The organism is Nocardiopsis sp. FIRDI 009 (genome assembly GCF_003386285.1).
Taxonomy (GTDB): domain Bacteria; phylum Actinomycetota; class Actinomycetes; order Streptosporangiales; family Streptosporangiaceae; genus Nocardiopsis.
Genome location: NZ_QPNC01000003.1, coordinates 17,390 through 38,563, shown reverse-complemented (window position 1 = coordinate 38,563; position 21,174 = coordinate 17,390). Strand labels below are relative to the sequence as shown.

Annotated in this window: 17 protein-coding genes; 6 read left to right on the top strand and 11 right to left on the bottom strand. The window is 70.7% G+C overall.

Translation table 11 applies throughout. The features are described from left to right. Positions 1–123: 123 nt before the first annotated feature. Positions 124–993, top strand: a complete 870-nt coding sequence (locus tag DVR05_RS02165; protein WP_116244095.1) for a helix-turn-helix domain-containing protein — start codon at positions 124–126, stop codon at positions 991–993. 92 nt (positions 994–1,085) lie between these two features. Here DVR05_RS02165 and DVR05_RS02160 read toward each other — a convergent pair whose 3' ends face one another. Next, complete coding sequence (locus DVR05_RS02160) at positions 1,086–2,393, bottom strand: Ig-like domain-containing protein (protein WP_116244094.1); 1,308 nt, start codon at positions 2,391–2,393, stop codon at positions 1,086–1,088. A gap of 309 nt (positions 2,394–2,702) precedes the next feature. Between DVR05_RS02160 and DVR05_RS02155 the strand changes: the two genes are divergently transcribed. Further along, entirely contained in the window at positions 2,703–3,026 is a 324-nt protein-coding gene (locus DVR05_RS02155; protein ID WP_116244093.1) for a multidrug efflux SMR transporter, read from the top strand. A gap of 106 nt (positions 3,027–3,132) precedes the next feature. Next, the gene (locus tag DVR05_RS02150; RefSeq protein ID WP_198659001.1) at positions 3,133–3,738 is read left to right on the top strand and encodes a TetR/AcrR family transcriptional regulator; all 606 of its coding nucleotides are present in this window, start codon (positions 3,133–3,135) and stop codon (positions 3,736–3,738) included. On the opposite strand, the gene DVR05_RS02145 is transcribed toward DVR05_RS02150, so the two are convergent. Next, positions 3,680–4,510 (bottom strand): helix-turn-helix transcriptional regulator, encoded by an 831-nt coding sequence (locus DVR05_RS02145; RefSeq protein WP_232831935.1) that lies wholly within the window; start codon positions 4,508–4,510, stop codon positions 3,680–3,682. The genes DVR05_RS02150 and DVR05_RS02145 overlap by 59 nt on opposite strands. Positions 4,511–4,604: 94 nt before the next feature. Between DVR05_RS02145 and DVR05_RS02140 the strand changes: the two genes are divergently transcribed. Further along, positions 4,605–5,156: a TIGR03086 family metal-binding protein gene (locus DVR05_RS02140; RefSeq protein ID WP_116244092.1), complete on the top strand. Its 552-nt coding sequence runs from the start codon at positions 4,605–4,607 to the stop codon at positions 5,154–5,156. Between the two features lie 155 nt (positions 5,157–5,311). Here the strand turns inward: DVR05_RS02140 and DVR05_RS02135 are convergent, their stop codons facing one another. From DVR05_RS02135 to DVR05_RS02110, 6 genes are all read right to left on the bottom strand, one after another. Then, entirely contained in the window at positions 5,312–7,381 is a 2,070-nt protein-coding gene (locus DVR05_RS02135; protein ID WP_116244128.1) for an AarF/ABC1/UbiB kinase family protein, read from the bottom strand. A gap of 333 nt (positions 7,382–7,714) precedes the next feature. Beyond that, on the bottom strand, positions 7,715–9,289 hold the full coding sequence (gene dacB, locus DVR05_RS02130; protein ID WP_198659000.1) for a D-alanyl-D-alanine carboxypeptidase/D-alanyl-D-alanine-endopeptidase: 1,575 nt from the start codon (positions 9,287–9,289) through the stop codon (positions 7,715–7,717). A 411-nt stretch (positions 9,290–9,700) separates the two neighbouring features. Continuing rightward, complete coding sequence (locus DVR05_RS02125) at positions 9,701–11,881, bottom strand: ABC transporter ATP-binding protein (RefSeq protein ID WP_116244091.1); 2,181 nt, start codon at positions 11,879–11,881, stop codon at positions 9,701–9,703. Continuing rightward, positions 11,878–12,798 carry an ABC transporter permease gene (locus DVR05_RS02120; protein ID WP_116244090.1) on the bottom strand — a complete coding sequence of 307 codons (921 nt, stop codon included), beginning with the start codon at positions 12,796–12,798 and terminating at the stop codon, positions 11,878–11,880. Before DVR05_RS02120 ends, DVR05_RS02125 begins: the two co-directional genes overlap by 4 nt. Continuing rightward, positions 12,791–13,801: an ABC transporter permease gene (locus tag DVR05_RS02115; protein WP_116244089.1), complete on the bottom strand. Its 1,011-nt coding sequence runs from the start codon at positions 13,799–13,801 to the stop codon at positions 12,791–12,793. The genes DVR05_RS02120 and DVR05_RS02115 overlap by 8 nt, the downstream gene beginning before the upstream one ends. An 82-nt stretch (positions 13,802–13,883) precedes the next feature. Beyond that, positions 13,884–15,581: an ABC transporter family substrate-binding protein gene (locus tag DVR05_RS02110; RefSeq protein WP_116244088.1), complete on the bottom strand. Its 1,698-nt coding sequence runs from the start codon at positions 15,579–15,581 to the stop codon at positions 13,884–13,886. A 673-nt stretch (positions 15,582–16,254) separates the two neighbouring features. Between DVR05_RS02110 and DVR05_RS02105 the strand changes: the two genes are divergently transcribed. Both DVR05_RS02105 and DVR05_RS02100 read left to right on the top strand, forming a co-directional pair. Next, positions 16,255–16,728, top strand: coding sequence for a hypothetical protein (locus DVR05_RS02105; RefSeq protein ID WP_198658999.1), 474 nt, complete (start codon positions 16,255–16,257; stop codon positions 16,726–16,728). Positions 16,729–16,870: 142 nt separating this feature from the next. Further along, positions 16,871–17,485, top strand: a complete 615-nt coding sequence (locus DVR05_RS02100) for a rhomboid family intramembrane serine protease (protein ID WP_116244087.1) — start codon at positions 16,871–16,873, stop codon at positions 17,483–17,485. A 112-nt stretch (positions 17,486–17,597) separates the two neighbouring features. Here DVR05_RS02100 and DVR05_RS02095 read toward each other — a convergent pair whose 3' ends face one another. From DVR05_RS02095 to DVR05_RS02085, 3 genes are read right to left on the bottom strand one after another with little or no spacing between them, the layout of a single operon-like run. Beyond that, positions 17,598–18,608, bottom strand: coding sequence for a glycine betaine ABC transporter substrate-binding protein (locus tag DVR05_RS02095; protein ID WP_116244086.1), 1,011 nt, complete (start codon positions 18,606–18,608; stop codon positions 17,598–17,600). Between the two features lie 37 nt (positions 18,609–18,645). Beyond that, positions 18,646–19,881 (bottom strand): proline/glycine betaine ABC transporter permease, encoded by a 1,236-nt coding sequence (locus DVR05_RS02090; protein ID WP_116244085.1) that lies wholly within the window; start codon positions 19,879–19,881, stop codon positions 18,646–18,648. Next, positions 19,878–20,873: a glycine betaine/L-proline ABC transporter ATP-binding protein gene (locus DVR05_RS02085; RefSeq protein WP_116244125.1), complete on the bottom strand. Its 996-nt coding sequence runs from the start codon at positions 20,871–20,873 to the stop codon at positions 19,878–19,880. Before DVR05_RS02085 ends, DVR05_RS02090 begins: the two co-directional genes overlap by 4 nt. Between the last annotated feature and the right edge of the window lie 301 nt (positions 20,874–21,174).

Below are 21,174 nucleotides of genomic sequence, written 5' to 3'. Positions count from 1 at the left end.
GGATGCATCGTCGAGCCCGTGGGCGGCGGCCGGAAGGGACCCGGTGATGGTGGTACCGGTCGTACCACCCACGGCGGCCCGGCATGGGGCACCCTGGTGTCCCGACCCCCGAGGAGGCACGCCGTGGCGGACCGTCGCGAACTCGCCGCGTTCCTGCGCACCAGACGCGCCCGCATCGGCCCCCGTGACGCGGGGTTGCCGGACACCGGGCGCAGACGCACCCCCGGCCTGCGACGACAGGAGGTCGCCCAGCTCGCCGGGGTGTCGGTCGAGTACTACATCCGCCTCGAACAGGCGCGCGGCCCCAACCCCTCACCGCAGGTGCTGAAGGCGCTCGCCCGCGCCCTCATGCTGGACGCGGACGAGCGCGCCTACCTGTTCCGGGTGGCCGGGGCACCGCAGCCGGAGACCCGGGCTCCGGACCGGGAGGTACCCGAGGGCGTGCGCCACCTGATCGCCGGCCTGACGACCACGCCCGCCTACGTGCTGGACGCCAGGTACGACGTCCTCGCCTGGAACGAGATGGCGGCGCACTTCCTCGGCGGCGCGCCCGAGCGGGCGGACGGTTCGCGGCACAACGTCATCGAGTGGATGTTCCACGGCCCAGAGGACGACCCGCGCTGGGAGGATCCGGACGTCGAGGACTTCGCGCGCTCCTCCGTCGCCGACCTGCGCGCCGCCTACGCCCGGTACCCGGGAGACCCGGGGATCACCGGCATGGTGACCACGCTCCTGGGGGTCTCACCGCGGTTCGCGCGCATGTGGGCGGCCCGGGACGTGCGGGAACGGCGCGGACACCGCAAGACCGTGCACCACGCGGAGGCGGGACGGCTGGAGTTCGACTGCCAGGTGCTGCTCATCCCCGACACCGACCAGCGCCTGATCACCTACTGCCCCGTTCCCGGCTCGCCGACGGAGGAGGCGCTGGCCCGACTGCGGTCCGCGCGACCCGCGCCCGTCGACCCGCTCCCTCGTCGCCGTCCGGTCGTGTAGCCGCCCGTGGGACTCCGGAACGACGAGGGGCGCCGGGAGTCCGCCTCGGGTTCCCGGCGCCCCCGTCGGCGCCTCTCGGTGGAGGGTTCCGGTTACCGGCCCTCACCGTGGGGGGAACCGGAGGTCCCGGAGCCGTCGGTGGTCTGCTCACCGGTCAGGCTGGCGCCCAGCCACTCGTCCCAGGACATCTGGTAGTAGCCCCAGCCGTTGTTCCACTCCAGCTCGCGGTCGGTGCCGGTGGTCTCCAGGACGTCGCCCATGAGCGTGTTCTCGAAGACCCACCGGGCGTCCTCCAGCCGCAGGTTCGTGCAGCCGTGGGAGGTGTTGGCGATGCCGATGTTGCCGTTGTAGGAGGCTTCGTGGAGGAACTCGCCGCTGTTGGAGGTGCGGACGGCGTACTGCACGTCGACCTTGTAGGACTCCGGGGAGTCGGCGGGGATGCCGACCGTCGTCGAGTCCATGGTCAGCTGCTCGTAGCGCTCCATCAGCACATGGGTGCCGGAGGTGGTGGTGTAGATGTGCCTGGAGGCGTCGCCGTTGCTGACCGGGATGACCCGGTCCTCCTCGCCGTCGATGTTGACGACCATCTCGTGGTCGGGCACGTGCATCGTCATGATCAGCTCACGGCCGATCTCGAAGTCGATCTGGTAGTCGCGCACACCGTAGACGCCCTCGGACGCCTCGACGCCCGCCAGGTGGAGGTCGACGGTGACGTTCTGGTACGGCTCCCAGTACTCCTCGGGGCGGAAGACGGCCAGCCGGTCCGACACCCAGTTCCAGGCGCCCGCGATCTCCTGGTCCGCGATCACCTCCATCGAACTCTCCACCTGCTCCTTGTTGGTGACGGGCAGGTCGAAGCCGATCACCACCGGCATCCCCACCCCGACGGTGGCCCCGGCCTTCGGATAGGTGGTGTAGGGGTCCACCTCCAGTCGCTGCCCGGGGGTGGCGTCGAGGGTGGTGAAGGTGTGGGAGAGCTCGGTCTCCTCACCGGCCGCGTTCGCCGCGGTGGCGGTGACGACGACCTCGGAGCCGGGACGGATGTTCCAGTCGCTGACCCATTCGGTCTCGTCCTCGTTGAGGGTTCCGGTCATGGGCAGGAGGTCGGTCTCGCCCTCTCCGGTGCCGGTGAGGGACGCCTCGCTGACGACGTTCTGCTCGACCTGGACGTCGGTGATGACACCGCCCTCGGCGGTCACGCGGATGGGGGAGTTCGGGGCGACGTCGGCGCCGCCGTCCTCGGGGGTGATCGACAGCGCCGCGGGCTCGGCGTCGACGGCGGTGTCCTCGCTGCTCTGGGTCTCGGCGCCACCGGACGTACAGGCAGTGGCCGCGAGCGCCAGCGCCATCAGTCCGATGCCGAACCGACGCGTCACCGCCGGGGTGGTGTTGCCCGTCACGTCTGGACCTCCATCTTGAACGCCGGGTGCCTAACGCACGCTGTCGATAGTGAGACGCGCGAACGCCGAAAAGGTTCGGAACTTCCGCGGATCGGTATAGAGAGGTGATCCCGGACGCGTGGGGCGAACGCGCCGGAACAGCCGACGATACATCCCAGGGGTAGGGGTCGGATCCTCCGGTCCCGAGATTACGGTCATCCGAGACCACCCGCGCACGCAGACCGATCACCCCCGGGAATACCTGAGCGAACGAACAGGTTTCTGGGTAGTATCTGGAGCATTCGATCAGGTTTCTCCGAAGGGGGCCCCATGCCCTGGATCTGGCTGTGCGGCGCGATCCTCGCCGAGGTCGCCGCGACGACGTCGCTCAAGCTGTCCGAGGGATTCACCCGGCTCGTCCCCTCGGTCGTCGTGGCTGTCGGATACGTCACGGCCTTCGCCATGCTCTCCCAGTCCCTGAGCCGGGGGATGGCGCTCGGCGTGGCCTACGGTGTGTGGGCGGCGGCGGGCATCGCCCTGGTCGCCGTGATCGGCGCGATGTTCCTCGGCGAGTCCCTCACCTGGATCCAGGCGGGCGGGATCGCCCTCATCATCGGCGGCGTCATGGCGCTGGAGATGGGCGGCTCCCACTGACCCCCGCCCGGTGTACGGACCCCGTCGACGGAACGCTCCCCCAGGGGACGACATTCCCGGCCGAAGCCCCGTCGACGGCGGCGGGAGCGACCGGACACCACGGACAATGGAACACGTGAGCGAGACCGAGCACATCACCGACGGCCGACGGCGCAAGGGCGAACAGCGCCGACGCCTCCTCCTGGACGCCACGATGCGGATCATCGAACGCGAGGGCGTGGCCGCCGTCAGCCAACGCCGGGTCGCGGCCGAGGCCGGGGTGCCGCCGAGCGCGGTCACCTACTACTACGCGGCCGTGGACGACCTGCTGGTGGACGCCCTCACCCGGGTCAACGACACCTACGTGGCCGCGATCGCGGCGCTGCCCGAGGACCCCGACGGCGCCCTGCGCGGGTTCGCCGCACTGGTGGCCACGGGGTCGAACGCCGACCGGGCGCACGTGATGGCCGAGTGCGAGCTCTTCCTCATCGCCGCCAGGCGGCCGTCCATGCGTTCGCAGATCGAGCGCTGGAACCAGGCCGTGGACGCCTTCCTGGCGCCCTACCTGCCCGACCCGGTGGCCAGGGCGGGGGCGGCCGCCGCCGTCGACGGCCTGATCCTGCGTGGGTGCACCGCCGACCCGGCGCCGAAGGTGGACGAGGTGTACGCGGTCCTCAGCCGCCTGGTGTCCGCCGCCCCAGAGCGGCGTACCGGCCCGGAGACATCCCGATGACGGAGGTGAACTCGCGGGTCAGGTGGGACTGGTCGCTGTACCCCAGCTCCGCGGCGAGCGCGCCCCAGTCCGGCCGTTCCCCCGACCGGGCGCGCTCGGCCGCCTCGTAGATCCGGTACCGGCGGATCACCGTCTTGGGGGAGAGACCGACGTGGTCGGCGAACCGGCGTTGCAGGAGGCGCACCCCGACCCCCTCGCGCCGGGCCAGGGCGGACACGCTCACCGCCGAGGGGTCGGCGGCCAGCCGGTCCACGAGGTCGGCGGTGTCCTCGGCGGGGTGGCGCCGGGCGGGGAGCCGCGCGGCCAGGAGGTCGTCCACCCACGTGATCAGGGGCGCGGGAGCGTCATGGGCGGGAAGGTCGGCGTCGAAGAGCTCCGACCACGGCAGGACGGCGTCCACGATCGTGCTCAGGGGACGGCCGAGGAGCGGGCGGAACCCGGCGGGGCGGAACATGACCCCCAGCGCCCAACCGGTCCCCTCCAACCGGCGCGGGAGCACACGTGTGGCGGGTCCGTACACCGCGGCGCCGCCGTCGTGGAACACGACGTTGACCACGGGGTGCGGCAGAACCCGTTGGACGTGCGGAGCGCGCCCGGTCAGGTCCCACGAGGCCACCCAGTAGCGGTCCACGAAGCGGGAGACGGACGCCGAGGGCGCGTGGCGGTCGAGCCGGAAACGGGTCAACCCGGTCCGGGGGTCGAGGATGCCGCGCGCGTCCCGTTCCACGGTCCGTGGCCCCGACCTCCCGGTGACGGCCGTTCGCTCACCCATCTTCGAACACCTGTCTGTCGCGTTTGTTCAAGACGGTCATGGGCACTCGGAGCAGACTGGGCGCCACCGCCGATCCGGGAGAGAGGGCTCCGCCATGAGTGACATCGCCACGCGCTACGACCGGCTGTCCGCCGCGTTCGCCGCCGCCGTCGCGGCCGTTCCCGAGGACGGGTGGTCGTCCCCCACGCCCTGTCCGGGCTGGACCGCGCGCGACCTCGTCCGCCACGTCGTGGACACCCAGGGCATGTTCCTCGGCCTGGTGGGTCGTGAACTCGGCGAGATCCCCCCGGTGGACGACGACCCGGCCGCCGCGTGGCGGGCCGCCCGGGCGGTGGTCCTGGGCGACCTGCGCGACCCCGAGCGCGCCGCAGCCGAGTTCGACGGCCTCTTCGGCAGGACCACGTTCGCCGAGGCGGTCGACCGGTTCCTGGGGTTCGACCTGGTGATCCACCGCTGGGACCTGTGCCGTGCGACCGGGCAGGACGAGCGCATCGCGCCGGAGGACGTGCGCTGGGCGCGCCGGACCGCCGACACGTTCGGCCCGAACCTGCGCCGTGAGGGCGTGTGCGGTCCCGAACTGACCCCTCCGGAGGACGCCGACGAGCAGACCCGCCTGCTCGCCCACCTCGGCCGCCGCGCCTGGTAGCCGCCCCCGGGCCGGGGCCGCCGGGGCCGCCGGAGCGGGGACGCGCCGGTCCGGCGTTGCACCTCCGAGACGTCCGCCTCCGGCGGTACACCCCCGGATCATCGTCTTCGGGATCGCACGCCCCGCGCGCCCGGCGACGCATCCGCGCACCACGATCAGGTGTCCGTCCCGCCACGCGCGACACCGGCCTTGGCCATACCGACCAGCAGGCGCAGGATCATCAGCCCCGACGCGGCCAGCAGCGCCCAGGCCACGATGTCGAGCACCTGGGCGCGCGCGGACAGTTCGTCCCACACCACGTCGGGGCCCTCGGTGACGTTGAACAGCCCCACCGACATCAAGCCGGTGGCGAAGGTCAGGGCCGTGAGCACCGCGCGCTGGGTCATCGCCCGGAGCAGGGCGCGGTCGGCGGGGTGGGCGAACGGACGCACCCGGACGGTGAACCTGCCCTTGTGCAACTGGTCGGTGACCCGGTCCAGCCGCCGGGGCAGGCGGCGGAGCGCGGGCATGAGCGCGGCCAGTTCCACCATCGCCGCGTCCCGGATGTTCTCCCCGTTCAGAGCGTGCGCCATCCGCTCCTGGGCGAACCTGCGCGCCTCGCCGACCGTGTCGAACCCCGGACAGAGGTGCACCAGTGTGCCCTCCAGCGTCGCCAGGGACCGGAACACCGCCGCCAGCTCGGGCGGCAGGGAGAGACCGAACCGGGTGACGATGAGCGTCAGCTCGGTGAACATGCGCATGCTGGCGGTCGCGCCGCCCTGGAGGTACCGGGCCATGAACTGGCCCAGAGCCCGGCGCAGGCGCTCCTCGTCCACCCCGGAGGGGTCGTCGACCACGTCGAGGAGGGTGTCGGTGAGCAGGACCGCGTCGGTGCGGTCGAGGGCCATGAGCATCATGCGCAGGGCCTCGCGGGTCCGGCCGTCCAGGCGGCCCACGGAGCCGTAGTCCAGCAGCCCCACGCCGCCGTCGTCGAGCAGCAGGATGTTGCCCGGATGCGGGTCGGCGTGGAAGATGCCGCTGAGCATCACCTGTTCCAGCAGGCAGTCCAGCAGCACGCGGGCGAGGCGGCCGCCGTCGGCCCCGCTGAGGTCGGCGCCGCCCAGGGGTGTGCCGTGCAGGCGTTCCATGACCAGGACCCGGCGCGTGGTGTAGGTCTCGTGCACGGCGGGGATGCGCACCGGCGAGTCGGCGGCGGCCTCGGCGACGGCGGCGATGTTGGCCGCCTCCACCTCGAAGTCCAGCTCCTCCAGCAGCGCCTCGGCGAACCCCTCCGCCAGGTCCACCACCCCGATGGCCGGACCCCAGTCGGTGCCCCGCTGGAACCTGCGGGCCAGCCGCCGGATGATGTCGAGGTCGCGGTGGACGACCGGCCCCACGCCGGGGCGCTGCACCTTGACCACCACCTCCTCGCCGTCCGTCAACCGGGCCAGATGGGCCTGGGCGATGGAGGCGGCGGCGAGCGGTTCGGCGGAGAAGTCCGTGAAGACCTCGTCCAGCGGACGGCCCAGCGACCCCTCGACGCACTCGCGGATCCGGTCGAACGGCACCGGCGCGACCTCGCTGTGCAGGCGGCCCAGCTCCTCGACGAACACCGGGGGCAGCAGGTCGCGGCGGGTGGCCATCACCTGCCCGAGCTTGACGAACACCACCCCGGCCTCCTCCAGGGAACGGGCCAGGGAGCGGGCGAGGCGGCGCTGGGTGGAGGCGTCCTCCTCGCCGTCGCGCCGTCCGGTGACGTACCCCCACAGCCCGTGTCTGGCCAGGATCCACACGATCCGGCGGTAGCGGCCCATCCGCTTGGACCAGAGCACGACCGCGCGGGCGGAGGCCACCGGGCGCAGCCGCGTGCCCTGCGGCAGGGCCAGCTCCACCGCGACGAAGACCAGCATGGCCGCCGCGGCCATGGACAGGTACGTGAAGGCGAGGAACCCCGGGGCCGCCCGCCGGTCGGGGTCGAGCTCCATCGCCGCCTGGATCGAACCGGCGTACAGGGTCACCCCGAGGACCCCGCCCAACACCATGCCGACCATGCCCGCGAACGCCAGCCGGGGCAGATGGAAGGGGACGCCCATCATCCGGCTCGCCAGGACCCCCAGCCCCAGCAGCAGGAGGGCGAAGAGGGCCAGCGACAGGATCTGCCCGACCCAGGCGGCTCCGTCCGCGACCGCCGAGCCCAGCAGGGCGGCCGACGCGTGCACGGGGAGCCCCTGGAGGCTGCTGAACATGACCACCAACCCTTCCGGGGCGTCGTGGCGGGCGCGCCTTCCCGGGGCACGCCCGTCAACGGGGGGTGGGAACGGTGTGGCGCCGCGGATCCGGAGCGGCGGGTGCTGGAGACGGGGGCGCCTGAGGTCGAGTCTGCCATTCTTCGGGCCATTCCGGAGGGTCGCGTCCACAGCCTGTGGACAACCCCCCGCCCGCCGGGGACGCCCCGCCCCGGCACCGTCCCGCCCCGGGGCCGGTCCGAAGCCGGGTCCGCGCGGGAGCGGGGCGCGCCCCCAGGGGAGCGCGCCCCGCCACGTCGACCGTCAGCCGACCGGAGCCGACCGGTCAGCAGGTCAGCAGGTCAGCTCCCACGAGCACTCCAGCTCGCCGCTGCCCTGCCGCGGGGTCGCGCCCCGCTGGGAGAAGGTCGTCACCGGGGCCTCGTGGCCCAGGTACTCGGCGATCCGGATCGCGATCCCGTCCTGCACGTGGTACGGCGCCCAGCCCGAGTGACCGTTGTTGATCACGCTGAACACCAGGTCGCGTCCGTCGGGGCCGGTGACGTACCCGGACAGGGCGCTGACCCCGGACATCGTGCCGGTCTTGGCCCGCACGACGCCGTCCGCGGCCGTGCCGCGCATGCGGTTGGTGAGCGTGCCGCCCACCCACGGGTCGGGGTCGCCCGCCACCGGGATCGCCGCCCGCCACGTGTCGAACCAGGAGGCGTCCCGCACCCGCGTGTACAGGTCGGTGACGGCGTCGGCGGTGACCCGGTCGGTCCGCGACAGGCCGGAACCGTCGTTGAGGACGAGGTCGCCGGTGTCCACGCCGAGACCGGCCACGGCCTCCTCGACACCGGCCAGACCGGCCGGCCACGAACCCTCGTCGGCGACCTCGCGGCCGATGCTCTTCACGAGCATCTCCGTGTGCCCGTTGTTGCTGAACTTCAACAGCGGGACCAGGAGTTCGCCCAGCCGGTCGGACTCGTGGTCGGCGAGCACCTCGGCGTCCGACAGGTCCTTCGGGCTCTCGCCCAGGGTCACGTCGCCCCGGACGCGGACCCCGTGCCGTTCCAGCGCCTCCCGGAAGACGTGCCCGGCGAAGGCCGCGGGCTCGTCGACCGTGCGCAGCCGCACCACCGGCTGGGCGTCCTCGGGCAGGGAACCGGTCACGGTGATGGTGTTGGTGCCCGTGGGACGGTCGATGACGACGGAGCCGCTCTCCCCGGCCGCCACGGTGACGGCCCGGTTGTCCAGCTCCATGTAGCCCTCGGCCGCGCCCAGGTCCACGTCGACCGCCTCACCGTCGACCGTCGGGGTGACCACGACCTCCGTGACCCCGGTGTCGAGGCGCTCCCCGTGGGCGACGGTCAGCGCGGAGATCTGCGCGTTGTAGGCGTACGGCTCGTCCGAGGGCCACCAGTCGTCCACCAGGCGCTCGTCGTCGAACCAGGTGTCGTCGGCGACCAGGTCGCCGCGGACGGTCCGGACCCCGGAGTCGGCGACCTCCCGCGCCATCGCGTCCAGATCGTCCGCGGTCAGCGATGGGTCGCCGCCGCCGACCAGGAACAGGTCCGAGACGGAGGAGCCGCCCCGGCCGATCCGGTCCTCGACCATGACGTCCGTCGTGAACGTGTGGTCGGTGCCCAGGACCTCCAGTCCGGCGGCGGTGGTGAACAGTTTCATGTTGGAGGCCGGGAGCAGCGGGGCGCCGCCGTCGCGCGCGTAGAGCCGCTCGCCGGTCTCCGGGTCGACGACGACCACACCGGACACCGCGCCCTCCAGGGCGGGGTCCTCCAGCAGGGCGTCGATGTCGGCGCGCAGATCCGCCAGGCGTTCCTGCTCGTCGACGGCGTCGGCGAGCGCGGACGAGCCGGTGAACGGCGCGAGGGCGACCAGGGGGATCGCCGCCAGAGCCGCCGCGGCCATCCGTGTTCCGCGGCCGGAGCGACGGAGGCGACCACGTGCGGGGCGTGGGTCGCCGGGGGTTACGAGGGTCATGGATCTCCTCTGAGATCATCGGTCCTGTACGGCGCCGTGGGAACGGCGCCACGAACGTAGCCGACGGTGTCCCCGCCGGGCCACGGACGCGCCTGGGGGGACGGAACACGGGGAACCCGTCGCCACGGACTCCTTCCGGGGAGACCCGCCCCCACCCAGGCGTGCCCACCGGTCGGATGCCGGGCGCACCGGGTTCGTTCGCACCGCCGTCCCCGATCCGCTTACGACCCCGCGACCTCGGACGACGCCCCCGAACACCCCCGGAACGGCGATGGCGGGCCGGGCGGCGGCGCGGGGTCGCGCCGGGCGCCCGGCCCGCCGGGGTCCGGGGAACCGAGGTCAGATCAGCTCGACCACCTCCGAGTAGTGGCAGGCGTCGTGGTGGCCGGAGCCCCGGTCCGCCAGCTCCGGGGGCTCCTCCACGCAGCGGACCTGTTCCTGGGCGGAGAGTTCGTTCGCGAACTTCGGGCACCGCGTCCGGAACCGGCAACCCGACGGCGGGTCGGCCGGGCTGGGGACGTCACCGGTCACGATGATCCGTTCCCGGGTGCGCTCCTTGACCGGGTCGGGCAGCGGGATGGCGGAGATGAGCGCCTGGGTGTAGGGGTGCGCGGGCGCCCCGAAGAGCTGCTCGGTGGTGCCGGTCTCCACGATCCGACCGAGGTACATCACGGCCACCCGGTCGGCGATGTGCCTGACCACCGACAGGTCGTGCGAGACGAACAGGTAGGACAGGCCCAGCTCGTCCTGGAGATCCTCCAGCAGGTTGATCACCCCCGCCTGGATGGACACGTCCAGGGCCGAGACCGGCTCGTCCAGGACCAGCACCCGGGGGTTGAGCGCCAGGGCGCGCGCGACACCGATGCGCTGGCGCTGGCCTCCGGAGAACTCGTGCGGGTACCGGGACCCGTGTTCCGGGTTCAGTCCCACCAGATCCAGCAGCTCGCCCACCCGCCGCCGGGCCGAGCCGTTGCCCTCACCGTGGATGCGCAGCGGCTCGGCCACGATGTCCGCCACCGTCATCCGCGGATCCAGCGAGGCGAACGGGTCCTGGAAGACCAGCTGGAGGTCGCGCCGCAGCGGACGCATCTGGCGCGGGGTGAGCGTGTGCAGCGGCTGGCCCCGGTAGTACACCTCCCCCGACGTCCGCCGGATCAGCTGCAGCAGCAGCCGGGCGGTGGTCGACTTGCCGCACCCCGACTCGCCGACCAGGGCCAGCGTCTCCCTCTCCCGCAGCTCCAGGGAGATGCCGGACACCGCCTGCACCTCGCCGATCTTCCGCCTGAGCAGGCCCTTCGACCGGATGGGGAAGTTCTTCACCAGGTTCGTGACGGTGAGGATGGGTTCGCCCCCGGCGGGGTCCGGCGCCGTGTCCGCCCGGTCCCCACCGGTGTCCTCCGCCGCGCCGCCCTCCCCGGCTCCCTGCCGCGCGGGGCGGAACAGGTCCGCGGGGGAGGACTCGCCCAGCTCGGCGCTGAAGTGGCACGCGGCGGAGTGCGCCGCCGGATCGGTCACGTCGGCGGAGACCCGGTCGCCGTGCTCGTCAACCCCCAGCAGGAGCGGTTCCTCCTCGTGGCACTGCTGCCGCGCCAGGGGGCAGCGCGGAGCGAAGGAGCACCCCGGGGGCATGGCGCTGAGGGACGGCGGCGTCCCCGTGATCGGGTTCAGGCGCTCGCGCCGGCCCGCGTCCAACCGCGGCAGGGAGCCCAGCAGGCCGAGGGCGTAGGGCATCCGCGGGCGGTAGAACACCTCCTCCACCGGTCCCGACTCCACGATGCGGCCGCCGTACATCACGGCGACCCGGTCGACGTTCCCGGCCACCACGCCCAGGTCGTGGGTGATGAGCACGAGCGCCGCGCCGGTCTCCCGCCGCGCCGCGTTCAGCGCCTCCAGGACCTGGGCCTGGACGGTGACGTCCAGCGCCGTGGTCGGTTCGTCGGCGATGATGACGTCGGGCTCGTTGGCCATCGCGATCGCGATCACCACGCGCTGGCGCATACCGCCCGACAGTTCGTGCGGGTACTGCCTGAGCCGCTGCTCCGGATGGGGGATGCCCACCAGCTCCAGCAGCTCCAGCGCGCGCTCCATCGCCTTGGCCCTGCTGACGTTCCGGTGCGCGAGCACGGCCTCGGCGATCTGGTAGCCGACGGTGTAGACGGGGTTGAGCGAGGTCAGCGGGTCCTGGAAGATCATCGCGATCCGCTCGCCGCGCACCTTGCTGATCTGGGCGTCCGTCAGCCCGATGACCTCCTGGCCCAGCACGCGCGCCGAACCCGTCACCCGGGCGTTGCGGGGCAGCAGGCCCATGATCGCCATGGACGTCACCGACTTGCCCGATCCGGACTCGCCGACGATCCCCAGCGCCTCCCCCGCGCGCAGCACGTAGGAGACCTCGCGCACCGCCCGCAGCGGCCCGTCGTCGGACTCGAAGGTCACGCTGAGGCCGTCGACCTCCAGCACCACGTCGTCGCGGTCCACGGTGCCTTCCCTCTCACTGTTGGTCGCGTCGGTCGCGGTCATCGGCGCTCCATGGTCTGTCGCGGGTCCAGGGCGTCGCGGAGCCCGTCACCGATGAAGTTGATCGTCAGGCAGATGACCACCAGCAGGACGCCCGGCGGGTAGAAGAGCCAGGGCCGGGTGGAGGCGGCCGTGCGGGCGTCGCCGATCATCTGGCCGAGGGAGATGTCGGGGAGCTGGATGCCGAAGCTGAGGAAGGACATCCCCGCCTCCAGCAGGATCGCCACGGCCACCAGGAGGGTGGCGGCGACGATGATCGGCCCGGCCGCGTTGGGCAGCAGGTGCCGGACGATGATCCAGCCCGGCGACGCGCCCGCCGCCCTGGCCGCCTCCACGAACTCCTGCTCCCGCAGGGACAGCACCACGCCGCGGACGACACGGGCGATCTGCGCCCAGGAGAACGCGGCGATGATGAGCGCCACCGCCCACCACGTGGTGCCCCCGCGCACGCTTCCGGCGATCGCGGCGACCATGACCAGCAGCGGGACGATCATGAACACGTCGACGATCCGCATCATCAGGGAGTCCACCCGGCCGCCGTAGTACCCGGCCGTCGCCCCCCACAGGGAGCCGACCACCGTGCCGAGGATCGACACGGTGAACGCCACCTTGAGGGTCTGCTGGGCGCCGCGCATGAGCTGGCCGAGCACGTCGTTCCCGGCCGTGGTGGTGCCGAGCGGGTGGTCGGCGTTGGGCGGCACGCTGGGCGGGATCTCCCGGTGGACGGTGTGGTCCCACGTCCACAGGTAGGGGCCGACGAAGGCGAAGAGCGTGATCACGACCAGCACGCCCAGGCTGATCATGGCGGGCCGGTGCCGGAGGAACCGGCGTGTGATCATCTGCAGCTGGGTGCGCTCGACGCCGCCCACCCCGTCGGCGTCGATCGTGCGGACCGTGTCCGGCGCCCTGTTCTCACTCATAGCGGATCCTCGGGTCGAGCACGCCGTACAGCAGGTCGGCGATGAGGTTGGCCAGGATGACGGTGGTGCCGCTGAGCATCAGCCACGCCATGAGGGCGAAGGAGTCGTTGGCCTCCACCGCCTGGATGAAGAACTCGCCGAGTCCCCGCCACTGGAAGACCCGTTCGGTCAGGACCGTGCCGTCGATGATGGCCGCCATGCCGACGGCCACGACCGTGGTCAGGGGGATCAGGGCGGTGCGCAGGGCGTGCCGCCGGACGACGACGCGGTTGGGCAGCCCCTTGGCGCGCGCCAGGCGCACGTAGTCGCTGTTGAGCACCTCCAGCATGGAGGTGCGCTGGTACCGGCTCCACGACGCGAAACTGGTCAGCATCAGCACGATGGTCGGCAGCGTCATGTACGCGAGGGCGTTGGTGAAGCGGCCCCACGGGGACAGCCCCTGCGCCTGGTAGGTGCCGTCGCCGACCGTGGCGAAGAAGGGGGTGCCGACGAGTTCGTTGAACGAGACCCCGGCCTGTTGGACGAGTCCGGCGAACCAGAAGGTCGGCATGGCCAGGGCGAGGAAGCCGACGAAGGTGAGGGCGTAGTCGAGCTTGGAGTACTGGCGCATGGCGCTGACGACCCCGGTGAGGACCGCCAGGCCGAGCGCGAAGACCATGGCCGCCCCCACCAGCCGCAGGGTGACCCCGAGGCGTTCGGCGATGTTGGCGCCGATGTCGTAGGTGGCGCTCTGGGTGGAGGGGCCGAACTTGCCCTGGAGCAGGCCGATGTCGCCGTTGCCGCCGATGCCGGTCATCCAGAGCCAGTACCGCTCGGGCATGGACCGGTCGAGGTAGAGGCGTTCCGCCTGGAGCTGGATGACCTCCGGGTCCGGGGGCGGCTGTTGGACGTGGAGATCGGCCAGCGGGTCACCGGAGAGGTCGATCAGGACGAAGGTGAGGACGGACGCCAGGAGGAGGACGGGTATCGCGCCCAGCACGCGCCGCACCGTGTAAACGAGCATGGGGTGTGATCCTTCAGGGTGGACGAGGACCGGCCCGGGCAGGGTGGGTGTACCGTGCCCGGGCCCGGAGACCTGGACCGAGCTACTCGGCCAGGCTCCACTCACCGATGTTGTAGGTGGCGCGGAGGCTGGAGTAGAGGTTGTCCTCGATGCCCGCGACCCGGTCGTTCACGAAGAAGTAGTTCGGGTCGGCGAGGAGGGGGAGGACGTAGGCGTCCTCGACGAGGATCTCCATGGCCTGGTTGGCGTACTCGGCGGCCTCGTCGCGGTTGGCGGCCGTGCCCGTCATCTCCGTGAGCTCGTCGACCTCGGAGTTGGAGTAGCCACCGAAGTTGCTGGAGCTCTCGCTGTGCCAGAACTGCTCGGGGCTGCTGGTGAAGTAGGGGGAGCCGCTCCAGCCGAACTCGACGATGTCGTAGTCCTGGCCGACGAGCATCTCGCCGAGGTTGTCGGTCATCTCGATGGTGGTGTCGATGCCGATCTCGGCCAGGTGGGCCTGGATCAGCTGCACGGAGTTGTTGCGCACCACGGTGTCCGTGCTGCGCAGGCGGAACGGGCCGACCTGCTCGCCGTCGAGCGTGAGGGTGTCGCCGTCGAGCTCGTACCCGGCCTCCTCCAGGATCTCCAGCGCGGCCTCGGTGTCACCGCTGCCCTGGCCGGTGGGGGTGATGTGGTCGACGTAGTACTCGCTGTTGCTGTCGAAGATGTGGTTGTTCTTCAGCTCGTAGTCGGGGAAGCCCTGGCCGTAGGTGCGGTTGGCGATGTCGTCCCGGTCGATCGCGGTGAAGATGGCGCGGCGCAGCTCGACGTCGGAGAGCCACTCGTTCTCCGTGTTGATGTCGATGTGCTCCCAGGTGCTGCCCTCGCCGATGGTGACCGTGGCGTTGGGGACGCCCTCCAGCTCCGCGATGACGTCCTCGCTGAACTGGGCGGGGTTGGCGCCGTCGATCTCACCGTTGTTGAACGCGTTGACGAAGGTGCCCTCGTCGGTGTTGAACGGCATGATGATGCGGTCCAACTGGACGGGGTCGCCCCACCACTCCGGGTTGGGCTCCTTGACCACCTGGTTCTCCAGGTCGCCGTCGACGATCATCCACGGGCCGCCGGACCACTCCGGACGGGTCTCGTGCAGCCAGGTGAAGAACTCGCCGAGCTCGTCGGGGTCGTCGACGTCCCAGCCGTTCTCCTCCGCCAGGTGGGACGGGTAGAAGCCGCCGCTGGCGCTGGTGGAGTCGAACTGGCTCATCCACTCTGGGTCGGAGAGCCCCTCCTTGAGGGTGATGGTGATGGTCTTGCCGTCGACCTCCATCGTGTCGATCATGTCGGCGTTGGTGGTGCCCCGGGAGTCGCAGGTGGTGCAGTAGCCCTCGTCCGGGGAGGCCGACATCATCGCGGTGACGCGCAGGTCCTCACCGGTCATGGGCGTGCCGTCGCTCCAGACCGCGTCCTCGTGGAGGGTGAAGCTGTACTGGAACGGCCCGGCGTCCAGGTCGTCGTTGATGACCTGGGGCTCCTCGGCGAGGACGTCCATGTTGTACTCATACGTGCCGTCGGGCTGCCAGACACCGGTGTGCGGGATCACGCCGGAGAGCATCTGGACCGTGTAGACACTGCCCGAGCCGTTGGTGCTCGCCCACGCGGCCGGGAGGCTGTTGATCACCCAGGTGACCTCCCTTTCCCCCTCCGCCGGACCGCCTCCGGAACCGGAACAGGCCGTCAAGACCATCATCGCGGAGGCGCCCGCCGCGGCCAGCGCGAGCGATTTCCTTCGTTCGTGCATCAGTTACACCCTTGATCGCTAATACGAGACGAACACGCAGCGTCGGAACACATGACGCATACCCCGCCGAAGTTAGGCGATTAGTCGTTCAGAAGACCATTAGGCGAAATGTCTGTATAGCCCCAATGCCGGATTCGTGACCCATCCGCAACCCGTTCGCTGCCGTCGCCGAGAGTGGTCGGCACGCGCCCCAACACCCCGGAAACACTCCACGCGGCCCCACGTCTTCGCAGGCCAGAGGAGATATCAGCGAAGCTACCCAGCGAAGCCGGATTCGGACATGCCAAAAATGGACGAAGACCTTCCGGCGGACACCCCGCGAAATCGGGACCAAGGTCAACAGTGTTTATCCACGCGAGCGCCTTCCATCCACCCCTCCGACAAAGCGGACATCAGGCATCAAACAGCTCACATAATCTGAGAAACACCCACCGTCGATCGCATCATTCACCAGTCGGAAAACAGGAGAGACAAACATCCCTTCATCGGAAGATCCGATTACAATCGGACAAAAGAAACAAAGCCGAACAACAGCTACCAACAGTCACAGACGAGCAGCCTGCACCGTGAACCGGGGTGTCCGAAACCGCAGTCCGCAGGGGCGAGGAGCCGATAAGCTGCGATCGGCGACCGACGTCACCCCGTGCAGTACCCAGTGAGAGAGGCATCTGCCGTGTCCGAAACCGTCCGCATGGTCTGCCCCGCAGGCCGCAAACACGTGGAGTTGACGGCCGGTTACCTCCTCGTGGCCCTGGCCGTCGTCGCCGTGGTCCTCGAACCCGGACACTGGGCCACCATCACCCTGGGAGTCCTCCTCGCCCTCATGGGCGCCGCACTGGCCGTCCACGGCCACCTCATCAAGGCGCCCGTCCTGGAGGTCTCCGACGACGAGTTCCGCTACGTGCGCGGCCGCTACACCGTGAGCGTGCCGTTCCAGGACATCGGTTCGTACCACGTGCTCCCCGGCCGGATCCGCTCCCTGGCCCTGTACGACACCGCCGGGCGGCCCAAGCGCTTCCCGTCGCTGCACAGCCGCCGCACCGCCCGCACGCACCTTCCGCTGACCGGGATGACCAGGCCCGCCAAGGTCGAGGCGTTCATGGCGGTCGCCGGTATCCCGCCCCGCGAGCGCTCCCTGACCTCCTGAGCCCGACCTCCCCGGGCGGGGCCGGGGCGTCGTCAGCGCGGCGCTCCGGGAGACCGCGCCCCTCAGGACACGTGCGGCGACGGCCGCACCACACGCCCCACGGACATACCGCCTCAAGGGCACGTGATCTACCCTCGATGGGGTGAAGCAGTCCAGAATCACCGCCATCCTGACCGTAGCGGGGATGCTCGCGACCATGTGGGTCTTCGAGATCCTCGACAGCTTCCTGCTCAACGGGGGGCTCGACCGTGAGTTCGGGCTGCGCGCCTGGACCTTCTCCGAGCCCTGGACCGTGCTCACCGCACCCTTCATGCACGGCAACCTCGCGCACCTCATCGGGAACTCGCTGCCGTTCCTGGTCCTGGGATCCCTGGTCGCCTTCAGCGGTCTGGGCCGGTTCCTCCTGACCACCCTGATCGTGGCGGTGGTGAGCGGACTCGGCGTGTGGCTGTTCAGCCAGCCCCTCTCCCTCACCGTCGGAGCCAGCGGGCTCGTCTTCGGCTACTTCGGCTACACCATCCTGCGCGGCATCATCGAGCGCAAGACCATCGACATCGTGATCATGATCTGCGTGGTCCTCTTCTACGGGACCATGATCTGGGGGGTCCTGCCCCAACACCCCGGCGTCTCGTGGCAGGCCCACCTGTTCGGGTTCATCGGCGGCCTGCTCTCCGCCTACCTGCTCCCCCGACGGGAACGCCGGGACCAGGCCAACCAGTGGAAGCCCGGAGCCCAGGGCGGCTACTACGCGCCCTGAACCGCGCGGGCCGCGCACACGTACGGGCCGCCTCCCCGGTCGGGGAGACGGCCCGTATCCGTTTCCTACGGCCTCGTGACCTCGGCACGGGGCCCGGGACGCCGGGAGCCGGTCAGAACTCCAGGCCCTCCGCGTCGTCGCCCAGGGTGCGCTCCAGGAACTCGGGGTTCTCGGAGAGCCAGACGCGAGCGCCCTCCTGCGGGTCGTCCTCGTACTCGTCGAGGGTCAGGGACTCCAGGGAGCCCAGCTCCTCGTCGGACAGCGTGAACTCGCTCAGCCAGGAGGCGGCGTTCGGGTAGTCCTCGGCGAAGCCGCCGCGGCCGACCGCGTGGATGGTCTCGGCGCCGCCCATCATGCCCTCGGGGTCCTCAAGGTCCTTGAGGTCGTACTGGGCGTAGGCGATGTGCGGACGCCACAGGGTGACGACGATCGGCTCCTCGGCCTGGTAGGCGGAGTCCAGCTCGGCGAGCATGGCGCCGGTGGAGGACTCGACCAGCTCCAGGTCGTCGCCCAGGCAGTAACCCGGGATCGCGTGCTCCTTGGTGGTGCGCACCAGACCGGAGCCGGACTCGATGCCGACGATCTGGCCGCCCAGCTCGTCCGCGTGCTCACGCAGGTCGGCGATGGTGTTGACGTCCTCCATGTAGGCGGGGACGGTCAGCGTCAGGCGGGCGTTGTCGTACCAGTAACCGAGGTTCTCCAGGTCGTCCCCGTAGTCCGCCCAGTAGTCCGCGTGGGTCTGCGGCAGCCAGGTGTCGAGGAACAGGTCGACGTCGCCGTTGGCGGCGCCCTGGTACATGGGGGCGACGTCGAGCTCGGTGATGGTGACGTCGTAGCCCTTCTCCTCCAGGAGCACCTCCCACAGGGCGGTGGCGGCGATGCCCTCCTCCCACGGGATCAGCGCGATGTTGATCTCGTCGGCGTCCTCGCCGGACTCCGGGATGTCGACCACCGGGATGTCGGCCTCCTCGACGACCGGCGCCTCCGCGCCCGGTTCACAGGCGCCCGCCGCCTGGTCGTCGCCGTCACCCTCGGTCAGGTCCTGCCCGCCGCCACCGCAGGCGGTCAGCAGGAGTGCACTGCCCAGGCCCAGGGCCGTGAGCGATGCCAGACGCGCGTTCATACGTGTTTTCCCTTCCCTCGATGCTTCTGTCGTTCCCTCACGAGCGCGCGCGCTCGGCGCGTGCCTGCGGGGTGTTGTGCGTGACCGCGGCCGTCAGACGGTCGAGGAAGATCGCCAGGACGACCACGGCGACACCGGCCTCGAAGCCCAGCGCACCGTCGTTGCGCGAGATGCCCTGGTAGACCTGGTTCCCCAGGCCGCCCGCGCCGACCATCCCCGCGATGACGACCATGGACAGGCTCAGCATGATGACCTGGTTGACACCGGCCATGATCGTGGGGAGGGCGAGCGGGACCTGGATCCCGGTCAGGATCTTGCGGCTGGGCGCGCCGAAGGACTCGCCGGCCTCCACCAGCTCCTTGTCGACCTGGCGGATGCCCAGTTCCGTGAGGCGGACGCCGGGCGGCATGGCGAAGACGACGGTCGCGACCACACCCGGGACGGAGCCGATCGAGAAGAAGAAGATCGCCGGGATGAGGTAGACGAAGGCGGGCATCGTCTGCATCAGGTCGAGGACCGGCTTGACGATCTTGCTGACCGTGTCGTTGTAGGCCGACAGGATGCCGATCGGGATCGCGATGACCACCGCGATGAGGCTGGCCACGAGGACCAGGCCGAGGGTGTCCATGGCGTTGGTCCACTGGTCGACCGACGCGACCACGGACAGCGCCACCAGGGCGAACACGCCCATCTTCCAGCCCGCCACGGAGAACGCCAGCAGGCTGAGGAGCAGGAGCATCAACAGGGCGCGGGGTTCGGTGACCACCACCGGCAGGAGGAACCAGCCGAGCAGGACGGCCGCGAGCCAGCCCCCGGCCACCACCCCGGTGCGTACCCGGGTGCCCCTGTCCAGCGCCCCGAGCACCGTCACGGCGGCCAGGAACAGCAGGGAGACCACGAAGTAGCCGTCGGCGTACTCTCCGGTCGCGTCGATCAACCACCGGATCGGCGCGGGCGGGAGGAGGTTGTTGATGGCCCAGTCGCCGACCCCGAGCTGGGCCTGGAGGATGTAGAGGACCGAGACCACGCCCACGACGGCCACCAGGGGCTGGCGCCGGGTCCTGAGCAGGGGGGCGGCGATGATCGCGGCGGCGATGAAGGCCAGCTGACCGGCGGCCGGGGAGACGAAGAACCCGGAGAGGGCCTCCACTGACCAGCTGACGAAGGCGCCGACGGCGTCGAAGACCACCCCGAAGTTGCTCTTGAGCCACTGGTTGAGGGTCTCGAAACCGGCGCCGAGGGGAATGGTCGGCGGGAAGTCGACGGGGGTCACGCGCTCTCCTTCCCGGCCGCGAGGGCGGCGAGCACGGAGGTGCGCGACACCGTCCCGATCGCCCGGCCGTCGTCACCGACCACACGGAGGTGGTCGGAGGTGGTCATGCTGCCGTACAGGTCCGCGATCGGGGTGTCGGCCGCGACCTCGGGGAGGGACGCGTCATCGGGCGCGTCGGGGTCGATCGCCTCGGTGGCGGTGAGCACGCGGGTGCGGTCGACGTCCTCGATGAAGCGCTCGACGTAGTCGTTGGCCGGAGCGCTGAGGATCTCCTGGGCGGTGCCGATCTGGGCGACGCGGCCGTCGCGCAGGACGCAGATCCGGTCTCCGAGGCGCATGGCCTCGTTGAGGTCGTGCGTGATGAAGACGATCGTCTTGCCCAGGGTCTTCTGGAGTTCGAGGAGCTGGGTCTGCATGTCGCGGCGGATCAGCGGATCCAGGGCGCTGAACGCCTCGTCCATGAGGATGATGTCGGTGTCGGCGGCGAGGGCGCGGGCCAGGCCCACGCGCTGCTGCATACCGCCGGAGAGCTGGTGGGGGAGCTTGTCCTCCCAGCCCCCGAGACCGACCAGGTCGAGGGTCTCCTGAGCCCTGCGGTCGCGCTCGGCGCGGGGAACACCGCGCAGCTCCAGACCGTAGGCGGCGTTCTCGCGGACCGTACGGTGCGGAAGGAGCGCGAAGTGCTGGAAGACCATGCTGATCTTCTCGCCGCGCAGCCTCAGCAGGTCCTTCTTGCTGAGGGCGGAGATGTTGACGCCGTCGACCTCGACGGTGCCCGAGGTGGGCTCCAGGAGGCCGTTGAGCATGCGGATCAGGGTGGACTTCCCGGATCCGGACAGGCCCATGACGACGAAGATCTCGCCGGGCTTGACCTCGAACGAGACGTCGATGACGGCTGCGGTCACGTCGAGGTCGGCGATGGTGTCACGGTGGCTGCCGTCGGAGAGCCGCTCGACCGCGGCCCCTGCCTGCCTGCCGAACACCTTGTACAGGTTGTCTGCACGTACTGCTGACACGGTCTCCTCTACGGGGCTGTCCCACCGCGAGCCCCGACAAGGCGTGTGCCCCTTCGCCACCCGCGGTTACCTCAGGCGGCGGGTCGGCGCAGAGCCCCCGCGTGCGCACCCCGAAGACCGGGGCGAGACCGCCACCTGGTGTCACGTCGGGGCGCCACCTTACCGAGATGTACACCGGCGGTTTAGTTGGAATGTCACCAGCAAATAACAGGTTTAACCGGGATAAAAACGGTATGTCGACCTATGACGGCGGTTCCCGGCACCACACAACACCCAG

What these genes read in the sequence shown, in the direction of transcription:
- DVR05_RS02095 (WP_116244086.1), bottom strand. Translation starts at nt 18,608, where the DNA reads ATGAACGCGCGTCTGGCATCGCTCACGGCCCTGGGCCTGGGCAGTGCA.
- DVR05_RS02155 (WP_116244093.1), top strand. Translation starts at nt 2,703, where the DNA reads ATGCCCTGGATCTGGCTGTGCGGCGCGATCCTCGCCGAGGTCGCCGCG.
- DVR05_RS02125 (WP_116244091.1), bottom strand. Translation starts at nt 11,881, where the DNA reads ATGACCGCGACCGACGCGACCAACAGTGAGAGGGAAGGCACCGTGGAC.
- DVR05_RS02135 (WP_116244128.1), bottom strand. Translation starts at nt 7,381, where the DNA reads ATGTTCAGCAGCCTCCAGGGGCTCCCCGTGCACGCGTCGGCCGCCCTG.
- DVR05_RS02110 (WP_116244088.1), bottom strand. Translation starts at nt 15,581, where the DNA reads ATGCACGAACGAAGGAAATCGCTCGCGCTGGCCGCGGCGGGCGCCTCC.
- DVR05_RS02145 (WP_232831935.1), bottom strand. Translation starts at nt 4,510, where the DNA reads ATGGGTGAGCGAACGGCCGTCACCGGGAGGTCGGGGCCACGGACCGTG.
- DVR05_RS02115 (WP_116244089.1), bottom strand. Translation starts at nt 13,801, where the DNA reads ATGCTCGTTTACACGGTGCGGCGCGTGCTGGGCGCGATACCCGTCCTC.
- dacB (WP_198659000.1), bottom strand. Translation starts at nt 9,289, where the DNA reads ATGGCCGCGGCGGCTCTGGCGGCGATCCCCCTGGTCGCCCTCGCGCCG.
- DVR05_RS02150 (WP_198659001.1), top strand. Translation starts at nt 3,133, where the DNA reads ATGGAACACGTGAGCGAGACCGAGCACATCACCGACGGCCGACGGCGC.
- DVR05_RS02140 (WP_116244092.1), top strand. Translation starts at nt 4,605, where the DNA reads ATGAGTGACATCGCCACGCGCTACGACCGGCTGTCCGCCGCGTTCGCC.
- DVR05_RS02120 (WP_116244090.1), bottom strand. Translation starts at nt 12,798, where the DNA reads ATGAGTGAGAACAGGGCGCCGGACACGGTCCGCACGATCGACGCCGAC.